We start from the raw sequence: 21441 nt of genomic DNA, 5'->3' as shown, positions 1-21441 counted from the left end.
GGGAATGATGAAATGAAAATAGGAATCATCGGAGTAGGAATGTTGGGAGAAGCAGTTGCATTGAATCTATTGAATTTAGGGTTTAAAGTATCAGTATACAATAGAACTAAAGAAAAAGTATCAAAAGTTGAAAAAAAAGGCGCAATAGTAATGGATTCACCAAAATTAGTAGCAGATAATTCTGAAGTAATAATTATCATTGTAAAAGATGCAATTGCAGTAAAAGAAGTTTCATTTGGAAAAGATGGAATCATAGAATCAGGAAATAAAAAATTGATTGTGGCAGATATGAGCACAATTGAGCCAACTGAATCAAAAGAAATTGCAAATAATTTTAAACAAAAACAAATTCAGAAATTAGAAATTCCAGTGATGGGAGGTCCAAACGTTGCAATTACAGGTAAATTAGTAATGATGGCATCAGGACCAAAAAATAGTTTCGAACAATGTAAATCAATTTTTGAAAAAATTGCCAATAAAGTATTTTTTCTAGGAGAACAGGGAACAGCAAATTCAATCAAATTAGCTATGAATTTACAAATCACAATGTTGGCACTTTCCTTATCAGAAGGAATAACATTAGTTGAAAAATCAAAAGTAGACCCAAAAATCTTTTTAGAAGTTCTAAATTCAACGTATTTCAAAACAGGCATGAGTGAAAATAAAGCATTTAAAATGATTGAAGGAAATTATGATGCAACTTTCACATTATCAAATTTGAAAAAAGATATCACAACCATGATAAATACATCTAAAAAATTAGGTGTAGAGTTACCAATGATCACAAAAGCTGAAGAAATATACAAAAATGCAATTAAAGAAGGGTTAGGGGATTACGATTATACAGGAATAATAGAATATATTAAAAAAATCAACAATTCCCAGAATTAAGCAGGTAAATTATTTTTTTTAATATATTTCCTGTAAGAGAAACCAAAAACCAACATTGCAATTCCAGTTAAACCACCCCACATGACAAAAGAAATCAGATCAAATTCAGACATAAGTTAGTGGAAAAACTTGAAACATCTAAAGTTTAGGATCAGTCAAAGAAAGTTCAAAAATTACTCATGGAATTATGCTGAAACATCTAAATAGATTTGAGATTGAGATAGTTTATGCCTGAATTTAAATGCGAAGATTGTGGAAAACGTCTATTTCATGAAAATGAAACCACTTTAGAAGTAGAAAAAACAATTCATTCAAAATTTTGCAGGAAAATTAAAGGGGAGATCCATAGCTTTACACATAGAGATCCAGCACACATGGAAACATTTGACATAGAAAGAGAAAACGATTCAACAGGCGAACCAGTTTTAAAAAAATAACAATTCAACATCCTCAAAATTATATCCTAGATAATTATTATGGAATTTAATTGACTGAAGAATATGATTATGATTTAGTTGTCGTAGGAGGAGGGCCTGCAGGTTCATCAGCAGCATTTACTGCAGCAAAGAATGGAATTAAAGTTGCATTAATTGAAAAAGAAAATTCAATTGCAGAAACAGTAAGAACAAGCGGAGTTACATGGATTAAAAGCATTAAAGAATTTAACATTCCTGAAAATTGTTATCATCCAATCAAAAACTTCTCATTTGCATCACCAAATAACGAAGTCACAATCAGCGATTCAATCCCTACAGCAGCAGTATTAGATGTAAGAAAAACATATCGATGGTTATCTGAAGAAGCAAGAAAATTAGGGACAGATATTTTTGTTAAGACCAACATAAATGAAGTGATCAAAGACAAAGAGCAAAACATCATAGGAGTTAAAGGAACGGGTCCAGAAGGAAGAATTACATTCAACTCTAAAGTTGTAATCGATGCAACAGGATTTACATCAACAATTTCTAAAACAATGGGATACGTAACACAATGGGAAAGGTTTGGAGCAGGAGCAGAATACGAAGCTGAAGTTGAAAATGTAGACCCAGATACATGGTGGTTAATGGTAGGTCAAGAATACACACCTGCAGGATATGCGTGGATTTTTCCACTTGGAAACAATATTGTTAGAATTGGTGTAGGGGTAGGAAAACCAGAATCAGACATAGACCCAACTCAGAGACTAAAAGAAATAATAGAAAAGAAATTAGGACCAATAAAAAAACTAGGAAAAATTACACCAATAGAATTTCATTACGGGTTAATTCCAAATGACGGATTATCTCGAAAGACAGTTTACAATAATTTGATTTTAGTAGGAGACACTGCAGGTCAAGCCAACCCATTGGTTTTAGAAGGAATTAGATATGCAATAAAATTTGGCAGAGTTGCAGGAGAAGTTGCATCTAAAGCAATCAAAAATAAAAAAACAGATGAAAATGCATTGTATCCATATGAAGAGAATTGGAGAAATGCCATTGAATCAAAAATAAATTCAGCAGGTAAAGTTCAAGATAGATGGATTAAATTATCAGATGAAGAATGGGATAAAGAATTAGACATAATTAAAGAATTAAAAACTGAAGAATTTTTGGATTTCATTAAGGCAGATTTTGGATTATCAAACATGGTGAAATTAGCTATGAGTCATCCCAAATTGGCAGTCAGACAATTATTCAATTTAGTGAAATCAAAACAATAGAAAAAATCATGCCGTAGCAACTAAGGGGTAATAGATGCTAGGCATGATTTTAGGCACAGATACAGTATGGTCAGTTGGCTCGGACATACATAACGAATGAAATTGCTCAATAGTCATTGTAGAACAACATTTACAGATCATCACTACATTTTTGAAGCAATGAGAGCATTTTTTTGCTTCAATTAATTTTCCTCCACAATTTCTACATGATCCATCAGGCAATTTCTTTTCAAAATTATTCATTAAAAATTAGTTATAAAGAGGACGTAGAATTTATTCGAATAAATCATCAGTACGAAGAAAGTTATAATTGAATTAAAAAATTAAATTGAACATGGATAGAATTAGTAAAAAATTTGATGAATGGGCAATAAATGGAAAAGCAGAATCCATGGAAAAAGGACATGGAAAAAATGTTTTAAAATTTTTGAATAAAATTTCATTTGATCAACCATTTAGTTTTTTGGACGTAGGATGTGGAAATGGATGGGTAATCAGACAGATAACAGAAATTCCCACATGTAAAAAAGCTGTAGGAATAGATAAAAGTAAAAAAATGATTACTCTAGCAAATAAAAAAATTAGAAATAACAAAGAGAGTTTTATTCATACAGATGTAGAATCATGGAAATATACTGGAAAATTTGATTTCGTTTTTGCAATGGAATCAATTTATTATTCAGATTCAATGGAAAAAGCAATTAAAAAAATTTACAAATTATTAAAACCAGGAGGACAGTTTTTCTGTGGAACAGATTTCTATACAGAAAATAAAGATACAACAAAGTGGGCAAATATGATGAAAATCCAAATGCATTTACATTCAAAAAAAGAATGGAAAGAATTTTTTAAAAATGCAGGATTTTCAGTTCAAACAAAACAAATCAAAGATTTGAAAGGAAATGAAAAATGGAAAAGAGAAATGGGAACATTATTCATCATAGGCACAAAATCCATTAAGTAATATTCAAATCATATTAAAAAAATTACCATGATGTGAGCTGGAGCACGAAACGCTGCTACGGCAGAGGAAACTCCTCCCTCCATACAGGAAATGTGATCTGGAGATAGATAATCAGAGATGGTTGGCAACGATGCAGAAAAAAATCCAATATGGCGCACAGTGATGGTGAAAACCTGAGATTTCCATAAAAGGAATGAAAAAGACGACCCACATGGAGCAAAGCCAAACAGAACCACAGGTTCCTGTACCAGGTTCAGGTAGGCTGCAAAGCGAAATATCGTGAAAACAGAAGGAGGGTTACTCCCAGCACACATTATTTTATTTTAGAAACTTAGATTTTAAAAAAAACTTTAACTCATTTCACGGACATGTTCTTTACAAATATCTGCACCGCAATTACATGTTGCATCACACAAACATGAACCATGCATTGCACAATCACATTCAGTTCCAATTTCTGCAGATGCAGCACATCCACATGCTGCTTCTTCAGTAGTGGATGGAGTAGTTTGTTCAGGAACAGTTTCTTGAGGAGATACTTCTGCAGATTCTTCATATACACTTCTAGTTTGATTATAATCTGCATCAGATTTCAATTGTGCTTCACCTCTATTGGTTTGATAACCACCTGATGATGCACTGGTTTGATATCCAACAAGATTACTTGGATCAATTCCTTGTTGTCCAACTGCTTGCTTTTTCATTGAACGACTACTAACAATGAAAAAGCCTATTCCGGCTATAGCTGCCATACCAGCCATTCCATAGATAATCAATACAGGGAAATCACCAGTGGAAGTTGTCATATAATCCTCTGGAGGAGTTGGAGTAACACCAGCGATTTCAATTCCATCTAAAACATCTAAAGCACCAAATCCAATTAGAAACAAGTTTGCAGTATCAGTAGATTGTACACTTCTTACGGTATAATGTTGATCAGCCATTACTTCTGCTTCAAAGACCCTTTCAACTTGTCTACCTTCCCTAATACTACTTTCACCCATCGTCCAACTTGAAACAACAAAGCCTGCAATTTCGTCATCCAAACCAAAAGTACTTGCATCTGCATTAATTCCAGTTGGATCAAATAAGAAATGCCAATTAGTTAATGGTTGTTCTAAAATAAAATCAGCGTTAATTAATTCTCTATTCAAAACACTTTCAGCTTCTGTATTCACAAATGTATTGTAAAGAATGGGCTCTTCGGTTTGCAAAATATCAAGAGGAATATTGATTTCAACACCATCAATTTCAACTGGAGATTTTGTGGATAATCCTCTCCATCCTAAATCAACTAATTTCTTTTGAGAATCTTCAGTAATAACATAATTAGAAATAGTTCCCTCTAAGATTACACGGTAATCAATAGAAGTTTGTAAATTTCTTCCTTTCAATTGAAATTCATATAGTACATTCAAGTCAGAAATTCTTGCCTGACTCCCATCTTGTTGAATTCCTTCATTAAGTTGTATCATTAACTTTTGAACATCAGGATTTGTTGCATCTGCTTCTCCAGAAGTTTTCCATTCAGACCCAGCTAAAGTATCATACAAGACACCACCGTTTGGATATTCAACAAATACAGTTTTGAGATAACCTATTTTAAAAGGAGATTCATCATTATTTGGATTAATTCGAGAATCCAATTGTGCGCCCCATGCAGGTGCACTTGTACCAAAAACAATAAGTCCTGCCAACAAAACTGTCAAAATTACTGCTTTAGTCACGATTAAAAATTACAGCACAGTCATAATAAACTTATCCAAGAATTCTAGAATCAGTTTTAACTTATCGATCATAGAATTTTCTAAAAAGTAATATGTAGTAACACAATAGGAAAATCGTTTTAGAGGTATATGAGATGATTACAGTTTTAGCAGGAGGAACAGGTTCCGTTAAATTAGTTAGAGGTTTAGTGGCACAAGAAAAAAAGGTCAACGTAATTAGTAATGTCGGAGATAATTATTGGTTATATGGATTGTATGTATGTCCAGATATTGATACGATAATTTACGGATTAGCAGATCTTTTGGATCAGGAAAAAGGATGGGGAATTAAAAAAGATACATTCAACTTTTTGCGCCAGATGGAAGTATTTGGAGAAGAAACATGGTTTGGTGTTGGAGATAGAGATGCAGCAACACATTTGATTAGAACCAATATGTTGAAAAACGGAAGAAATCTTAGTGACATTACAAAATGGATGTGTGAAAAATTTGCAGTTACTGCAAATATTATTCCAGTTACAGACAATACTGTTGAAACAAGAATTACAACAAACAAAGGAGAATTACACTTACAAGAATATTGGGTAAAACACAGAGGATTAGATCCTGTAGAAGGAATTCAATACATAGGAGCTGACAAAGCTAGACCAAACCCTGAAGCAATAAATGCAATTCATGATGCAGATATGGTAATTTTAGCTCCAGGAAATCCACTAACATCAATAGGTCCAATGTTACAACTAAAAGGGATTAGAAAAGAATTATCAAAAATTAAGAAAAAAGTAGTTGCAGTTAGTCCACTGATTGGAGATAAATCAATTAGCGGTCCAGCAGCAAAGTACATGCAAGCTGCAGGAATTGAATCAAATGCATATGGATTAGCAAAAATGTATTCAGATGTTTGTTCAAATGTCATAGTAGATACAAAAGATAAAGCACTTGTTAAAAAAATTCAAGGATTAGATATGAAGACATATGAAACAAAAATTACTATGAAAAACAAATTGGCAGAAGAAGCATTAGCAAATTTCATTTTAAAACAAGTGCACGTTTAATTTGAAAATTGCAGCAATTATACCAGTAAAGACTTTTTCAAACGCAAAAACACGCTTAAAATTACCATCAGAAAAAATTGAAGAATTATGTAAATTGATGTTAGAAGAAATTTTACAAACACTATCCATATCACCAAAAATTGAAAAAATAATACTAATCACAAAAGAAGAAAAGGCCATAGAATTAGGCAAAAAATTCAACACAGTTACAATAATTGATAATGAAGAAAAAAGTGTAAATGAAGCAGTATCTCTCGCAGAAGAATATCTGTTAGAAAATGATTTTAACGCATCAATTGTCTTTCCTCAAGATATACCATTCATTAAAACTCAAGATATTGATTTTATGTTAAAATATCAAATGCACCCAAATTTTGTAATTATTGTACCATCAAGAAAATTTGATGGAACTAATGCACTAGTAAGGATGCCAATCAATATCATGAAAACACATTACGATAATGACAGTTATAGAAATCATATGAAGACAGCAAAAGAACACACACTAAATGTCGCAATGGTTTTCGTAAAAAGAATTATGTTAGATGTAGATGATCAAGAAGACCTGAGTGTGTTATTAGAACAAAAGGAAAAACCAAATTTTGTAGAAAAAGTCAAGAAGATTCTAAATTAATAATTTTTTGAATAGTATTTATTTAAAATTAAAATACAAATTGCTAAAATTCCAGAAAATAAAAACAACAGTTCCAAAGTAAACATCAATGGATTAGAAAAAGCAAGTTCTAAAGGAACATAATTTATCTGAGAAATAAAATGAGCATATGCAAAAATGAAATAATTTGTAGCCCAATGAATTAAAAGAGAAACAACAAACCCATATCGAAGATATACCCACCCCAAAATAATTCCACCAGCAGTGGCTTGAGCAAATTTACCCTCTGTCCAGGAATCACCAAATGCAATATGAGCAAATCCAAATAACATACCCACAAAAATAATTACAAGAATTGCTTTTTTCGAATCAATGATGTTTAACGATGAAGGAGTCCACAGACATTTCAAGAAATAGCGAATAGAAGCACGACTAGAATATAATGCAAATAAAGGAATACCAATCAAAATAATTCGAAAAATAAATTCTTCAAAGAGAGGAGCAAGAGAGACATAAAAAAATTGAATTAAATTATTATCGCCTAAAGGAGGAACAGTTACAATTCCAAAAGATTCTTGAACTAGATTAATTATTGCTGAAACTAAAACTAAAACAGATAACCATTTTGTTATAGCAAACATATAATTTAATTTTGCATCATATTTGCCAAGAGAAATTAAAGAAGAAATAGATTTTAAAAAATTCTGCTTGGGTCCAAGAATAGAAATAACAAAAATAAAAAGATAAAACAACCATAAAACTACAAAGACATCACCAATACTCAAATCAACATTAGATTGGTAAAAAGAAGAATTTTGAAATATATCCAAATGAGTTATAGGATAATCATAATTTATGGATTCACCAATATCAGTTTCAAAAACAATGTAAATTCCAATAGGAAAAGAAATTACAAGCAGTCCAAAGAGAATCGATAATAGTGCAGTGAAAGGAATTCCAAATAATTGAAGAACCTTATTCGGATTTTGCAATTTTTCTAATGAAGTTCAATAGTATCTTCTGCAAATCCCAAATTAACTAAAGTGTCCTTAATAGTATCTCTATGGTCACCTTGTAGGAAAATATAACCTTCTTTTGCAGTTCCACCACAAGCATATTTATTTTTGAGATCTTTTGCGACAGTTTCTAAATTATTTAATTTTGGATCAAGACCTTCAATCATGGTTCCTTTTTTCTTAAATCTCCTAGTTTCTAATCGAATAATGATTTTAGTACTATCTTTTGCAAGTTCTCCACATGCACACAAATCTTCAGGTAGACCACAAGTATTACAAATTACTGCCATACGTTCGAATTAATTTCAATGATACGCACTATTAAGCCTTGTTTGACAAACAAAATAAAAATAATCAGATTTTTTAAATCCAAAAACAATAGAAAACGATGTCAAAAGATCTTCAAAAACGAGCAGCAGAAATGTTACTTGGTGGAGCAACATTACTGAGTGAACCATGCCCATATTGTAAAGGGGTGAGAGTGATGAAAGAAGGTCAGGCACTATGTATTCAATGTGGACGGGAACCTGAAAAAAGAGACATTCCAGAAGAGCAGAAGCCAGAAGCAAATTCACTTAAAAAGACACTTGAAAAAAAATTAGAATCACTGTCAAAAGAGTTAGAGCAAGAGGCAGATCATGAAAAACAACAAGCCATTCTCAAAACCATTAACTCAATAATAGAGACAATTGATAAAATTTGAGAAAAATAAGAAAGTTTTTATGGTAAAATTCGTTTGTCTGAATCATAATGGCAGATAAATCAGCTCCACTTCCAGCATCAAGTGGAGGTCTTATGAGATTCTTCGAAGATGAAACAAAAGGTTTCAAATTAGATCCAAGAATAGTTGTATCAATTCCAATAAGCTTAATTGCAATTTCATGGGTAATTGACATATTTTTAGCTCCGTGAAAAAGCAATGGAAAAGGAACAAGACGACGTTTCAAACATACACAATAGGTTTTCACTTACATTAGTTAACCCGGGTTCACATTATTTTTCATTAGCTGCATCAATGGGGGTAGGAGTAGTTATCGTATTTGCAACATATTTTGGATATCTGAACAATCCTAGTGTTGAAGAATTTTGGTATAGAATACCAATGGTATTAGGAGCATTAGCAATAATCCAAGTGTTAGATACAAGATTTACAAAGAAAAAAGAATATTCAAAATCATTACATTCATCATTGTTTGGAAGTATGCTCTGGGTGGTTACTATCCTAATGGGAATATTATCTAGCATTGTATTATCAAAAAATATTGAATTATTTTTCATAACATTTGGAATGATTTTGTTTGCAAGTTTTAGAATAGGAATTTACACAACCACATTAGGATTAAGTTTGAAAAAAGCATGGGCAATTGCATTTATTCAACCACTAGTGATGTTCTTTGCATTAATACCACAAGAATTATGGTATTCAATACTTAGGGAACCATTGGGAATAGGATATGGATTTGCATTTTTGATTATTGCATCTGTATGGTCACTAACGACAGATAGAGCAGGTAGACCAGGAATGGAAAGTACACATAAAACTATTCAGGCATATCTTGCATCACAAGGAAATGATTTTGAAGATGCTGAAGAATTAATGGAACAACATGCAACTGAAACAAAAGTAGGAACTTCACAAATCAAATTTTCATCCAAAGATGGGGCTAATGAATTCCACATGGTACTACCAGAAATACATCCAGGACCATATCATCCAGTAGGAGGTAGCAATATCCCATATCTAATTTATAAAAATTTGGCATCATCGGCAATGATCATGCACAGTATTTCAGATCATGCATTGAATTTGCCATCACGGAATGAAGTGAATAATTATTTGAAAAATTTAGAAAAAAGCGTTGTCAAAGAAGAAGGAATGACATGTACAGAACCAGTAATAGTTCAAATCAACAAAGCTAGAGTAACAGGAATGCTTTTTGGAAATAATCCATTACTTATGCTCTCATTATCACCACATGGAATGGAAGATATTCCAAGTTATATCAAAAAAGAAATTGAACAATATGGAAAAAATAGAAATTTTACAAAAATCATGACCATAGATTGTCATAATGCAATGGGTGAAGAAATTTCAAGTGAAGATGGCGAAGATATGCTAAAAGCTACAAAATCTTGTTTAGATGCATTAATCACAAAAGATAGTTTCCCAATTGAGTTTGGATATGCAAATTCAAACAACATGGACGTATGGACTGAAGATCTTGCAAAAGGAGGGTTAGGGATTACTTGCCTAAAGATTAACAATAAAAAATATTTTCTAGGATGGGCAGATGCAAACAACATGGAAAATGGAGTTAGAGAGAAAATTATCAAGAATTTTGCCGATAAAGGACATAATTTATTAGAAATTTGTACTTCAGATACACATTATGCAGTAGTCAAAGCTAGAAATAGAAATGGGTATTATCAATTAGGATTAATCGCTGGAGCAGACAAACTTTCAAAATGGTTTTTAGAAATTGCAGAAAATGCAGAATTAAAAATATCATCAGCAAAATATGAGATTTTAGAAAATGAAACAAAAGTCAAAGTCATGGGTCAAAGTATCTATGAAGATTATTCAAAAGCATTAGAAAACTCATTAAGAATTACCAAAATGTTTGTCATTGGAGGACTAGGATTATTCATCACTAGTCTTTTTCTATAGTTTTCATTTCTTCAATATTACCATAAAATTCATCAATAAATGAGGAAAATTGAAAGATTGGGACTATAGGAACTTTATCAATAAAATCAATTTTGTCTTGGTATAAAGTTACAATCACAGGTACAGCCATAGATCCTTCAGTTTTTGAAACATAATGTTTTGTTCTTTCAATTTGTTTTTTAACTGCAGATGATAATGATGAAGAATTATATCTTTTCCAATGTTTACAATCAATCAATATTGCAATACCCAAACGAATTCCAACAACATCAATTTCCATTCTAGGTTTTGTTAACATCATATTTTTTATTACAGCAAAATTTTTTGATGATAAAATTTCTGCAGTTAGTCCCTCAAAATCCTTCCAGTCCAACACAACGGAAATTTCATCTAAAGGAAAACCATTTTCAAGCAAAATCATGGCAATTTTTAATTTATCGCCATCTTCAAAATAATAAAAATTCTCTTTCAGAGTTCCAATCCCATTATTTAACAAATTATTTAAAATATTTTCAGATTCAGTAGAGTTAATTTTAGTAACTGTGGAAAAATCCTTTATAGAAACACCACCAGAAATAATTCCATTTAAACCTTGAATCATTTTAGGATGAGTTTTCAATAAACAAATTTGAATAATATACAGGATATAGGTTTTAGGTCAATACTAAATTTTATTACAATAACCAACTGCTCTTAAGCAAATTTAAGATATTTTAGTAATCTTGAAAATTTTTTGTACTTTTTGCAAAAAGGAAATTCGATTAAAACCACAGATACGAAATAGTCAATGGTATCACAAAAAATGTACAATAAAGATTGATTTGTTATTAAATTAGGCATAGAAATTATGCATTTGGACAGTTCATAGTAGGATTAGTATGACATTCCACACAGGTTTTATCACAACATTTGTTTGGTTTTTGTTGAAAAGTTCTTCCACAACAAAGACATTTGTTCTCAATCATAATTTCATTGAAGAGTTATTTTTGAGAAGTAATAGATTTGGATCAGGTTCTCCACCTAAGGACTTATCAATTTCAATTGCTTGATCAAAATGAGTAATTGCTTCTTTATGTTTACCTTCTCTTTGAAATAAAATTCCCTTGTTAACTAATTCTTCAATTCTTTGTAAATCATCTTCTTGTGTCATATGCATTATTCCTTTAATTTGCCTGATTTTTACATTAAATTCCATCTATTAGACATTTTACTTTTTTCTTACACATTATTTCACATAATTACAATCCATAGAAATTAAAATTGAAAATACAACATAGGTTTTATTACAAGCAAAAAAAATAAAATTATGAAAAAAATGCTAGTGATTATACTAGCTCTTTTAGTGATAGCAATTAGCTACAATGAATCATTTGCAGAAAAAAATAGTTTTGTAAATTCAATAAAATTCATTCAATATTTAGACGAAAATACAGCATTAGAAGAAGTAAAAAATGGAAATTTGGACTTGTATTATTATAGAATTTCACCAGACAGATTAGAAAACATAGAGACCACAGGAGGGTTAAAGATTTTTGATTCAACAGGAGGGTCATATAGTTTGCTAATCAATCCAGCAGAGTCCAAAAAGTTTAATCCATTTTCAGAAAAGGATGCAAGATTTGCGTTGAATTATCTAGTAGATAGAAAATTAATCATAAATGAATTAATGAGTGGATACGGCTCTCAAATTATTTCTTATTATGGCCCAACAGATCCAGAATATCTTACAATAATCAAAGAACTAGAATCATTTAATTTCAAATACAATCCAACATTGGCAAATAAAATAATTTCAGAATCAATGATAGATAGAGGAGCAAAGAAAATTGACGGTAAATGGATTCACAATAATGAAGAAATTGAAATCATTGTTTTTATTAGAAGTGATGATCCAGTAAGAAAATCTATTGGAGAAATATTATCCAAAGAATTAGAAAATATGGGATTCAAAATAAAAAAAGACTATGGAGATTTGAATAAAGCATTTGTTGTCGTATATGGTTCAAATCCAGCAAATATGAATTGGAATTTATACACAGAAGGATGGGGGCGTTCTGCATTTGTAAAGTATGATTCAATTGGATTAGGTCAAATGTATTCACCTTGGTTTTCAAATATGCCAGGTTTTAATGACCCATCATACTGGAATTATGAAAATGAAAAATTAGATGAATTAACCCAAAAAATTTACAAAGGAGATTTTGAGTCTTCAGAAAAAAGATCTGAATTAATTCAAAAAGCAGTAGTAGAAGGAATTAATGAATCAGTAAGAATTTTTTTGGCAAGTAAAATTGATCAATATGTAGTAAACCAAAATGTTGAAGGAGTGATTAATGATTTGGGAGCAGGAGTTCCAAGTAGATTCACGCCAATTAATGCAAAAACCAATGACAAGGAATTAAGCATTGGAGTTAAGCAAATCTATCAAGGTTCATGGAATCCAATAATGGGATTAACAGATACTTACAGTAGACAAATTTGGGGAATCATTTCAGATCCCATTACATTTAAGCATCCATTTACGGGAGAAACATTTCCAGTTAGAGCACAATGGGAAGTAGATACATCAGAGTTTGATAAAAAAATCAACGTTCCTACAGATGCAAAAATGTGGAATCCATCATCACAAAAATGGGAAAATGTACCAACAGAGACATTTGCTACTAGTAAAGTAACTTTTGACTATAAATTTAGTAATTGGCATAATGGAGAATTAATGGATATTAACGATATTTTACATTCATTATATTTTACAATGGAATGGGGCACACAAGTAGATGAAAAAGATAAAACGTTTGACACAGAATTCACGCCCAGAGCAGCTCAAAGCATTCAAACAATAATTGCAATTAATCAAATTGATGAGGATACAGTAGAAGTATATGTCGATTATTGGCATTTTGACAAAAATGAGATTGCAGAATGGGCAGCTGTATGGAGTCCAGTTCCATGGGAAATTACTGCTGCAATGGAAAAAGCAGTAATCGATGGCAAAGTATCATTTTCAAGGTCAGGGGCCACAAGTAAGAATGTAAATTGGTTATCATTAATAGTTCCAAATGATGCACAGATTATCAAAGAATATTTGAAAGAATTTAAAGAAAATAAATTCATTCCAAATTCATTAAAACAAAGTCAAATTCAACAACAATATTTTGATAATAGATTTGATTCATCCATCAAATGGATTGAAGAAAAAAATCATGCAGTAATTAGTAATGGGCCATTTTATTTGGAAACATATTCACCAGAATCAAGAACAATTCTAGTTAAGGCATTTGAAGATAACACATATCCATTTGAAACTGGAACTTGGTCAGGATTTGAAAACGTACAATTTCCAAACATCAAAAAAATAAGCATGGAAAAGACAATCCAACAAGGGGAAACTACTCAAATTAACATAGAAACAGATGGAGTTACATCATTACTATATTTCATTTTAAATAATGAAGGGGCAATTCAGATATCTGAACAATCAAAGATTCATGAAAATCAAGCAATCATTAAACTCACATCAGAGAATACACAAAAATTGAAAATTGGAACAAATCAAATTAAGATCTTTGGTGTATCAGATTCAGTTTTAAAACCAGATATTTATGAAACAAACTTTTTGGTGACCAAAGAAAAATCAGACATCCCTAAATCAAATATTGATTTACAAAATATAAAAAATGAAATAAATTACAACATAGAAATTATCTCCATCATATTAATTATTATAATTATTGGAATTGCGATATTTCTAAAAAAGAGAGTTTAAGATAACCCGTAATCTGTAACAATAGTCTTAATGTCTTCTTCAGTTTCTGATTGAGAGTAATCATTTAGTAGATTTTGATTCAACTCATAAAACGTGTGACCCCACTTGAATTTGTTTAATAATTCCAAACTTTGTTCTTTAAAACCTAAAATGAATAAAGAACCAGATAAAGCTTCAGCAGTAGTTAATTTATTTAATTTTGAATAGTTTACAGGATTTCCTGCAAGCAAAGGAGGCAATTTTCTCTTAATTCCATTAAATTTTTGAGAAAATGCATGGTTTGCAAGATTCCAAGAACAATCTATTCCAACAACAGAGTTAATGATAGAGGAATCTTTTGGAAGTAAAGTTTTTTCAGCAAAGGGATCTAAAACTAGTCCTTTTGAACCAATTTTTTTAATATTTTGAGCAAGGCCAAATTTCACCATCTTTGCAGCAGTACATTTCTTTGGATCATCCTGATAAAACATCAAAACTTGTAATTTCAATTTAATAGATAATCAAATTATGAGTATTTGGAATTTACTGTGTGGTTTTGTAAGTGACTTTATAGTAAAATCTAGATACCTCATCGTCTTTTTGAACTTCTACATTCCAATTTGCATTAGACAAGAAATCATCAGAGGATTGAGGTAAAATACTGAATTTTTCTAATCTAACATCAGGACCAGAATATCTCACATTAAGATTCATGCCATCAATTTGAATTACTTCAAAAATTTGTCCAGGTTTTCTTGTTGATTCACTAACTAAACAATCAGAATTTTGACCAATTATGCAAATACCAGATTCAGATGATACTTGTAAATTCACTTTAGAGACATCAGCCTTTGAAGGAGTGATCATAGAACCAGATAAAACTCTAGGTTGCACAGATTGTTCATCAATTGTTTTATCTTTAGTTTCAATAGAAATCAAACTATCTGAAATTCTATTAGTTTTTTCAATTATAGTTTTTACACTAGCTACAGCATATCCACCTGCATCTAATTTTTCAGAAACAGATTGTTTTCCAGGAATTAAAGTATTTAGATTACCTTCACCAGTAACGTTTCCAGATTCAGAAGATTTTTCAGAAATTATTGAGAAATTTACTGTGTTCTTGAGACCACCATAATTAGATGTTACATAATAATCTCCAATTGGGAAGATTACAGGAGGAATTCTAACATTAACAGAAAATTCACCATTACTATTAGGGATAGCAGTAGCACTAAAAGGCACTACAGGAGATTCGTTTGAACTATAATCTTCACTTGCTGCAGCAAAATGGATTTGTTTTCCGTCAGAAGAATAAAAATTCAAGTAAACAACTTGATAGTAAATATCACTATCAAAATCAAAATTAGGCAAACTTCCAGAAATTTGTAGAGAACCATTTTCAAGATATTGGAAATCATCCAATGTCAAAATCATTTCATTAGAAACAGTTTCATCAATTTCAACAATTTTTTCAATTAAAGAAAATGTGGTAGACGAAATATGTTCACCATATTCAGCGGTGAGGACATATTCACCAAATACAGGAATAGCAGAATTAATTAAAATGATTGTATTAAATTCACCATCGACAGTAAACAAACTTCCACTATCAATTTGAACACCATCAGGATCAGTTACAGTAAATTGCATGCTTTCATAAGGAATTATTTCATTAGTTTTTCCAGTTAGTAAAATGGATTGTTTAAGAAAATATTCATTTTGATCAACAAAAATATTGAAAGAAGATGCTACTAGTTCATTAGTTTCAATATTTTCAGATTCAACAAAAAAACTAGTAGTTTCAGATACACCAGCATAATTTACAGTTACATCATATGTGCCTTCAGATATTCCCAGTACTTGAAATAAATTCAAACTTGTTTCGTAGTTTAGATTGTAATCAGGATATAATGAAGTAGATTGTTGGAAATCAGGGCCAGAAATATTTATCAAAATTGGGGAGGATTGAAAAGTTGGAATTTCAACAAAAACTCTTTCAGAAACGGTTCCTTGTATTATTGCAGTTTCATCAAAAATATAATTTGTTTTATCTGTTGATAATGTAACTTCAACTAAAGAGGCCCCATCAGATGATAATAGTTTACCATTTGAACCACCAGCATTTCCAAGAGAAAATTCCCAATCAGTGTGACCATCATAACTTCTTTGCCAAGACATGAAATCATTTTTCACATCAGAAATTTCAGGAGTTTTATCAACAACATCTCCAGAAGAATTTCGTAATTCAACTGATTCAGAGGAATCAGTAAACCAAACTTTTGCATAAGTAAATGTCAACATTTGTTCAGGAGAAATTATTGTTCCATCAGGGATAGTGAATGTTTTTTTCAGAACTGTTGTAGATGCAATTTTCCAACCACTCAAATCTACATCTAAATCAGTAGGATTGTAAAGTTCCACCCACTCAGAAATTGCAAGTGAATCATCACCAAAAGGATTAGTATCAACTTCATTAATCACAACATGATCAGTAATCAGTTCGCCATATGCAGGAATAGAAACTGCGGTAATTAGTACTGCAAATACGATAAGTATGGAAGCATGGTTCATTGGAATTTCCTATATTTCTTCATAAAAGGACTCATTTTAGAATTAGATGGAGAAAAAGTTGAGCTATTTGTTAAAGTCAAAGATCTTAAAATCATCAAAAAATAATAAAATTTCAGGACTTTAAGGAATTCGAATGAATTATTCCTCTCCAGAATCACAATTTGTGCATTTTTTATTGATAATTTTAGATCCACATTCCATGCAAATTCCCTCACCAACATCACGCTGGATTAATTGGCGTTTTTTACCAACATAGATCTTTATTCCAAAATATAGTCCAATTACAATAATTGCAGAATATGCAGGTCCCAAATACTGAATTAATGCTAGCATTACAAGAAGCAAGCCTACTATCAGAATAATATCTCGACGCTCAAAATTCAATAAAATGTGTTAAATTGAATCGATAAAAGTTTGCCGGGCTCAGGCCATTAGTTTACTTCATTTCAAAGTCATTTCTCTAACTCATCTTCATTGCTCGGCAATGATTCAAGACATCAATTTGATAATAACTAATTGCTTATGACTGACAGAAACAAAGAGTAATCAGCACTAGGAAATTCATACTTTATTATTACTAATTAGAAATAGAAGAATAGATTGAAAATTTTAATAAAAAATGGTGAAACCATTGAAACATTTCATAATGCAGGGGATGTAGTGGTTCTTCCAAAAAGCAAACTAGTTAGAAGATTTGATGAATACGGAACTTTGATTGAAGAAAATAAACTAGTAGATAAAAAAATTACATTAGAAGATGATCTTGATAATGATAAAACCGAAATTGTTGTAACTCTAGTTGTAATGGATTAATTCTGAAATATCCATGAATAGTATCATCATTTCTCAGGCATAATTTTCATCAATTAACAGTAATTTGATAATAAGATAAGAATATGGTGGGATCGGCGAAATTTGAATTCGCGACCTCTGCGTCCCAAACGCAGAATCATACCAAGCTAGACCACGATCCCAGCGAAATACGAAAATGCCCCAATTTAAGCTTCACAGATAATAATTTTAAAGGCAAACAAGGGATCAAGATTGTGACAATTGAAAATTATGTTAAAGCAGGTAAAATTGCAGCAGAAGTAAGAGAGATGGTCAGAGTAAAAGACTGGGTTGGAAAAACAGTTTATGAGATTTGTGAAGAGGTAGAAAAAGAAATTAGAAAAAGAGGTGCCAAGTGTGCATTTCCAGTCAATACCAGTATCAACGAAGTTGCAGCACATTACACAGCAGAACCAAATGATCCAATTACAATCAAAGATACAGATTTAGTAAAAATTGATCTTGGTGCACAAATTGATGGATATATAGCAGATACAGCAGTTACAGTTTGTTATGATGCGCAGTTTGACGGATTAGTTCAAGCATCAGAAGAAGCATTAGGAAGTGCAATGTCAATGATCAAGTCAGGAGTTAAAGCAAGCGACATTGGTCGTACAATTGAAACAACAATCAAACAATTAGGATTCAAACCAATTGCAAATCTTAGTGGACATTCATTAGAACAATATACAATACATGCAGGAAAATCAATTCCAAATATTTGGTCAATTGGAGGATTCTCATTATCTGAAAATACAGCTTATGCATGTGAACCATTTGTTACAACTGAACAAGGGGGAGGATTTGTAAGAAACGGAAAAATAAAAGATATTTTTGCAATTAATTCCAGAAAGAAAACAAAAAATGATGAGGCAGACAAATTATTGAATTTCATTTGGGAAAATTTCAACATGCTACCATTTGCGTTAAGATGGATTACAAAAGAGTGGGAAGAAAAGAAAGCTAGAGAGTTACTAGATATTCTAATAAAGAAAAAAGCTGTTCAAGCATATCCAGTATTAATTGAAGTAAATGAACAAAGAGTTGCCCAAGCAGAACATACATTCATTCCAAGTAAAAGCGGAGTAACAGTAACAACAAAAGCATTAGAATAGAAAATGAGTGAAGAAATTAGACCATGCCCCAAATGCGGAGGATTAATGTTTAGAGAGCAAGGTGAAACAATTTCTTGGTTTTGTCCATCGTGTAACTTAAAATTTAGGACAAAGTAATTTTACACTGACCATATTCTTTGAGAACTAAATTTAACATATTTTCAGCATGAGATAGATTAGGAATCTTCTTTTTATTTTGAATGATTCCAGATTTTATTGCACCAAGATATTTTAGCTTATATTTTACTTGTATAATTTTTTGCGATCCATTCAATTCAGAATTTTTTAAATCAGATACATTTGCCAAAATATCAGCAAATTTAACAACTTTAACTTGCCATGAAGAATTAGACAGTTGTTTTAGATAATTTTTTTCTTGTTGATTTTTAGGTAAACGAGTTTCTTTTGTTAAATCAGATACAATTTGAGCAATTTTTTTACCAAAATTTTTTGAAACATCATCAAAATCAGAAGAAGTATCCTCAATAGAATCATGTAACCACCCAGAACACAAAATTGATTCATCTTTAATTCCCATCATTTCAAGATTTTTCACTACATCTTGCAAATGATGCCAATAGGGAGTTTTGTTATTTTTTCGATATTGCCCCTTATGTTGCTTTATTGCATATTGTTTAGACAGATCCAATTTATTTTTTAGTGCCATCTAATCAAATTAAAAAAAGATACTGTATTTATCCAATTACAAAAATAGAGAATTTAACAAGTTATTTTTGGAATATTTCACCATAAATTTTTTCGATGACTGTAATGCCATCACAAAAAGAACAATCAGAAGAAGACATAAACAAAATATCACCTTCAGAAAAATCTCGCCTGTTGAGTTTATTGCATTTAGGACATTTTTCAACAGTATATGCCAATATTGTTTCTTCTTTTGAAAAGATCATTGTGGAACTCCCACAGTATTTCCGACACCAATAATTACAACAGATTGTCCTTCAACAGTATTTTCCAAAATCATTTCATACACTTGTGAGCGAACGTTATCAGCCTGATCAGCAATTTCTTTACTCATTAGAGTAATTGCCTCTTTTACAGATTGTTTTACAATAATTGAAAAAACTGGAATTTGATTGCTAGTTGCAATGGCCTCAATTTGGAATTTTTCAGTGCCAATTCCCCCAATAGCTGCCCCAAAGCCTCTTGCAATAGATGCAGAATCTTCACCCTCCATTTTTAATGCAGCATCAACCATGATTATTGCATCAATTTTGCTGTCTTCAATAATTTTTTGTAATGCCTCATCAGGTCTACCAACAGTAGAGCTAGGCCCTTCAGCTTTTAGTAAAAATAGTTTTCTTTGTTCAAAAGTAGTTTTTGCCATGACAGTTTGAAATGAAATAATTTCTTTTTCTTCATTTAACATCATTTTACCAACTACAATAGGTCCAATTCCGTCACCGATTGGTTGGCCGGTTTTAAATGCGGGGATTGCAGATTGCATTGCTTTTGCATTTTCCATAATAAATGGTAAAATCATTTGTAGAGGCAAAATTAATGGATAATTTTTTTGTTTTTTTGCAGTCAAAAACATGTGATTTACAATTTTGTGAATCATTTGTAATGAAGAAGCAAGTTCAAGTAATGTCTGAACACGATTTAATTCAATTTCTGAAATATTAGGCAATAGAGATTTGATATGATTTCGGGTATAGTCTTCTCTCGATCTTACAGTATGTCTTACTTTCTCAACAATTCCATTAGGATCCATATCAACAGGCATTATTGTGAAATAATCCAAAAACTGTTCAATTTTTTTTGTAGGTTCATCTACAGGTTCTAAATTTTTCTTAACATAATCAATTAATTCTTTTTTAGAATCAGAACTAAATTTGTCTAATTTTTTAATTGCTTTTTTTATTTCACCAGAAGTAACTAGTAATTGAATTTGTTGTCCATAGAATACAAAAATGACTATTGGGATTATCCAAACCAACATCATCAAAGTGTCTCCATCATCACCCATAGAGAACATTTGTTCAAAATCTGTAAAATTCAATAAAAAGAAAACTTTGTAGATCTAAATTAAATGATTCGTAAAATCAATGGAATCTAAAAACAGAGAGACAGATAGTCCTTTTATATAGTAGGACTAAAAAACCTCGACATGCCGCAAACAAAACCAATGATAAGCATAGTTAACGTAGTAGCATCAGCCTCAGTTGAGCAAAAAATGGACTTAAATGAAATTACAAAAACATTCCCAGATGTAGAGTATCACCCAGATGTTTTTCCAGGCCTAGTATACAGATTAAAGACTCCAAAAAGTGCAACATTAATTTTTAGTTCTGGCAAAATGGTATGTACAGGTTCTAAATCAGAAGAATTAGCAAAAAAAGCAGTAAAAACAGTAGTCCAACAACTCCGTAAAGGAGGAATCAAAGTCAAAAAAGATGCCGTAGTTTCAATTCAAAATATCGTATCCTCAATTAACCTTGGAGGTAAAGTCAACTTGGAACAAGCAGCAAGAACATTGCCAAGAAGCATGTACGAACCAGAGCAATTCCCAGGTTTGA

General features: G+C 31.1%; 24 protein-coding genes, 1 tRNA gene and 1 other RNA gene. 14 read left to right on the top strand and 12 right to left on the bottom strand.

Annotated features, from left to right (window positions below; translation table 11 throughout):
* Nucleotides 1-12: 12 nt before the first annotated feature.
* The 5 genes from AW732_RS02325 to rnpB all read left to right on the top strand — a co-directional run bounded on the left by AW732_RS02325 (nucleotide 13) and on the right by rnpB (nucleotide 3869).
* Nucleotides 13-891: an NAD(P)-dependent oxidoreductase gene (locus tag AW732_RS02325; protein ID WP_067958049.1), complete on the top strand. Its 879-nt coding sequence runs from the start codon at nucleotides 13-15 to the stop codon at nucleotides 889-891.
* Nucleotides 892-1118: 227 nt separating this feature from the next.
* Nucleotides 1119-1328 carry a hypothetical protein gene (locus AW732_RS02320; RefSeq protein WP_067957966.1) on the top strand — a complete coding sequence of 70 codons (210 nt, stop codon included), beginning with the start codon at nucleotides 1119-1121 and terminating at the stop codon, nucleotides 1326-1328.
* Nucleotides 1329-1378: 50 nt separating this feature from the next.
* The gene (locus AW732_RS02315) at nucleotides 1379-2593 is read left to right on the top strand and encodes an NAD(P)/FAD-dependent oxidoreductase (protein ID WP_067957964.1); all 1215 of its coding nucleotides are present in this window, start codon (nucleotides 1379-1381) and stop codon (nucleotides 2591-2593) included.
* Nucleotides 2594-2927: 334 nt separating this feature from the next.
* Nucleotides 2928-3557: a class I SAM-dependent methyltransferase gene (locus AW732_RS02305; protein ID WP_067957959.1), complete on the top strand. Its 630-nt coding sequence runs from the start codon at nucleotides 2928-2930 to the stop codon at nucleotides 3555-3557.
* A gap of 32 nt (nucleotides 3558-3589) precedes the next feature.
* Nucleotides 3590-3869, top strand: an RNA gene (gene rnpB, locus AW732_RS02300) — RNase P RNA component.
* Nucleotides 3870-3907: 38 nt separating this feature from the next.
* On the opposite strand, the gene AW732_RS02295 is transcribed toward rnpB, so the two are convergent.
* Entirely contained in the window at nucleotides 3908-5284 is a 1377-nt protein-coding gene (locus tag AW732_RS02295) for a hypothetical protein (protein WP_067957958.1), read from the bottom strand.
* Between the two features lie 134 nt (nucleotides 5285-5418).
* Here AW732_RS02295 and cofD point away from each other — a divergent pair, with 134 nt between their 5' ends.
* Both cofD and cofC read left to right on the top strand, forming a co-directional pair.
* Nucleotides 5419-6339 carry a 2-phospho-L-lactate transferase gene (gene cofD, locus AW732_RS02290; RefSeq protein ID WP_067957955.1) on the top strand — a complete coding sequence of 307 codons (921 nt, stop codon included), beginning with the start codon at nucleotides 5419-5421 and terminating at the stop codon, nucleotides 6337-6339.
* 1 nt (nucleotide 6340) lies between these two features.
* Nucleotides 6341-6973 (top strand): 2-phospho-L-lactate guanylyltransferase, encoded by a 633-nt coding sequence (gene cofC, locus AW732_RS02285; RefSeq protein ID WP_067957952.1) that lies wholly within the window; start codon nucleotides 6341-6343, stop codon nucleotides 6971-6973.
* On the opposite strand, the gene AW732_RS02280 is transcribed toward cofC, so the two are convergent.
* Together AW732_RS02280 and yciH are read right to left on the bottom strand one after the other, a co-directional pair.
* Entirely contained in the window at nucleotides 6970-7944 is a 975-nt protein-coding gene (locus AW732_RS02280) for a CPBP family intramembrane glutamic endopeptidase (RefSeq protein ID WP_067957949.1), read from the bottom strand. The two genes, cofC and AW732_RS02280, sit on opposite strands and share 4 nt — an antisense overlap.
* Nucleotides 7945-7949: 5 nt before the next feature.
* Nucleotides 7950-8258, bottom strand: a complete 309-nt coding sequence (yciH, locus tag AW732_RS02275) for a stress response translation initiation inhibitor YciH (protein WP_067957946.1) — start codon at nucleotides 8256-8258, stop codon at nucleotides 7950-7952.
* A gap of 98 nt (nucleotides 8259-8356) precedes the next feature.
* Here yciH and AW732_RS02270 point away from each other — a divergent pair, with 98 nt between their 5' ends.
* The 3 genes from AW732_RS02270 to AW732_RS02265 are packed head-to-tail and all read left to right on the top strand — an operon-like array spanning nucleotide 8357 to nucleotide 10636.
* Nucleotides 8357-8671, top strand: a complete 315-nt coding sequence (locus AW732_RS02270; RefSeq protein WP_067957940.1) for an Sjogren's syndrome/scleroderma autoantigen 1 family protein — start codon at nucleotides 8357-8359, stop codon at nucleotides 8669-8671.
* Between the two features lie 47 nt (nucleotides 8672-8718).
* Nucleotides 8719-8880 (top strand): preprotein translocase subunit Sec61beta, encoded by a 162-nt coding sequence (locus AW732_RS08390; protein WP_082697397.1) that lies wholly within the window; start codon nucleotides 8719-8721, stop codon nucleotides 8878-8880.
* A gap of 7 nt (nucleotides 8881-8887) precedes the next feature.
* Entirely contained in the window at nucleotides 8888-10636 is a 1749-nt protein-coding gene (locus tag AW732_RS02265; protein WP_067957937.1) for a DUF2070 family protein, read from the top strand.
* Here AW732_RS02265 and AW732_RS02260 read toward each other — a convergent pair.
* Both AW732_RS02260 and AW732_RS02255 read right to left on the bottom strand, forming a co-directional pair.
* A complete protein-coding gene (locus AW732_RS02260) occupies nucleotides 10620-11237 on the bottom strand; it encodes a hypothetical protein (RefSeq protein WP_067958046.1) in 618 nt (205 codons plus the stop codon). The genes AW732_RS02265 and AW732_RS02260 overlap by 17 nt on opposite strands.
* Nucleotides 11238-11597: 360 nt before the next feature.
* Entirely contained in the window at nucleotides 11598-11831 is a 234-nt protein-coding gene (locus AW732_RS02255; protein ID WP_067957934.1) for a tetratricopeptide repeat protein, read from the bottom strand.
* Between the two features lie 111 nt (nucleotides 11832-11942).
* Between AW732_RS02255 and AW732_RS02250 the strand changes: the two genes are divergently transcribed.
* Complete coding sequence (locus tag AW732_RS02250; protein ID WP_067957931.1) at nucleotides 11943-14402, top strand: ABC transporter substrate-binding protein; 2460 nt, start codon at nucleotides 11943-11945, stop codon at nucleotides 14400-14402.
* Here AW732_RS02250 and AW732_RS02245 read toward each other — a convergent pair.
* The 3 genes from AW732_RS02245 to AW732_RS02235 all read right to left on the bottom strand — a co-directional run bounded on the left by AW732_RS02245 (nucleotide 14399) and on the right by AW732_RS02235 (nucleotide 17339).
* A complete protein-coding gene (locus AW732_RS02245; protein WP_067957929.1) occupies nucleotides 14399-14890 on the bottom strand; it encodes a DUF367 family protein in 492 nt (163 codons plus the stop codon). The two genes, AW732_RS02250 and AW732_RS02245, sit on opposite strands and share 4 nt — an antisense overlap.
* Nucleotides 14891-14924: 34 nt before the next feature.
* Complete coding sequence (locus tag AW732_RS02240; protein WP_067957927.1) at nucleotides 14925-16955, bottom strand: lamin tail domain-containing protein; 2031 nt, start codon at nucleotides 16953-16955, stop codon at nucleotides 14925-14927.
* Between the two features lie 138 nt (nucleotides 16956-17093).
* On the bottom strand, nucleotides 17094-17339 hold the full coding sequence (locus AW732_RS02235; protein ID WP_253805536.1) for a hypothetical protein: 246 nt from the start codon (nucleotides 17337-17339) through the stop codon (nucleotides 17094-17096).
* Between the two features lie 216 nt (nucleotides 17340-17555).
* Between AW732_RS02235 and AW732_RS02230 the strand changes: the two genes are divergently transcribed.
* Complete coding sequence (locus tag AW732_RS02230; protein ID WP_067957921.1) at nucleotides 17556-17768, top strand: hypothetical protein; 213 nt, start codon at nucleotides 17556-17558, stop codon at nucleotides 17766-17768.
* Between the two features lie 84 nt (nucleotides 17769-17852).
* On the opposite strand, the gene AW732_RS02225 is transcribed toward AW732_RS02230, so the two are convergent.
* Nucleotides 17853-17929: transfer RNA gene (locus tag AW732_RS02225), tRNA-Pro, on the bottom strand.
* 72 nt (nucleotides 17930-18001) lie between these two features.
* Here AW732_RS02225 and map point away from each other — a divergent pair.
* Nucleotides 18002-18901 carry a type II methionyl aminopeptidase gene (map, locus tag AW732_RS02220; RefSeq protein ID WP_067957919.1) on the top strand — a complete coding sequence of 300 codons (900 nt, stop codon included), beginning with the start codon at nucleotides 18002-18004 and terminating at the stop codon, nucleotides 18899-18901.
* A 103-nt stretch (nucleotides 18902-19004) separates the two neighbouring features.
* On the opposite strand, the gene AW732_RS02215 is transcribed toward map, so the two are convergent.
* The 3 genes from AW732_RS02215 to AW732_RS02205 form a co-directional block, all read right to left on the bottom strand.
* Nucleotides 19005-19568 carry an HD domain-containing protein gene (locus AW732_RS02215; protein WP_067957917.1) on the bottom strand — a complete coding sequence of 188 codons (564 nt, stop codon included), beginning with the start codon at nucleotides 19566-19568 and terminating at the stop codon, nucleotides 19005-19007.
* Nucleotides 19569-19629: 61 nt separating this feature from the next.
* Nucleotides 19630-19812: a hypothetical protein gene (locus AW732_RS02210; RefSeq protein WP_067957914.1), complete on the bottom strand. Its 183-nt coding sequence runs from the start codon at nucleotides 19810-19812 to the stop codon at nucleotides 19630-19632.
* Nucleotides 19809-20924 (bottom strand): DUF1512 domain-containing protein, encoded by a 1116-nt coding sequence (locus tag AW732_RS02205; protein WP_067957911.1) that lies wholly within the window; start codon nucleotides 20922-20924, stop codon nucleotides 19809-19811. The genes AW732_RS02210 and AW732_RS02205 overlap by 4 nt, the downstream gene beginning before the upstream one ends.
* 108 nt (nucleotides 20925-21032) lie before the next feature.
* On the opposite strand from AW732_RS02205, the gene AW732_RS02200 reads away from it, so the two are divergent.
* A partial coding sequence (locus AW732_RS02200) for a TATA-box-binding protein (protein WP_067957906.1) occupies nucleotides 21033-21441 on the top strand: 409 nt, incomplete at its 3' end.

The organism is Nitrosopumilus sp. Nsub, assembly GCF_001541925.1.
Classification (GTDB): Archaea; Thermoproteota; Nitrososphaeria; order Nitrososphaerales; family Nitrosopumilaceae; genus Nitrosopumilus.
The sequence above is the reverse complement of the archived record's forward strand: the minus strand, read 5'-3'. Positions and strand labels throughout refer to the sequence as shown.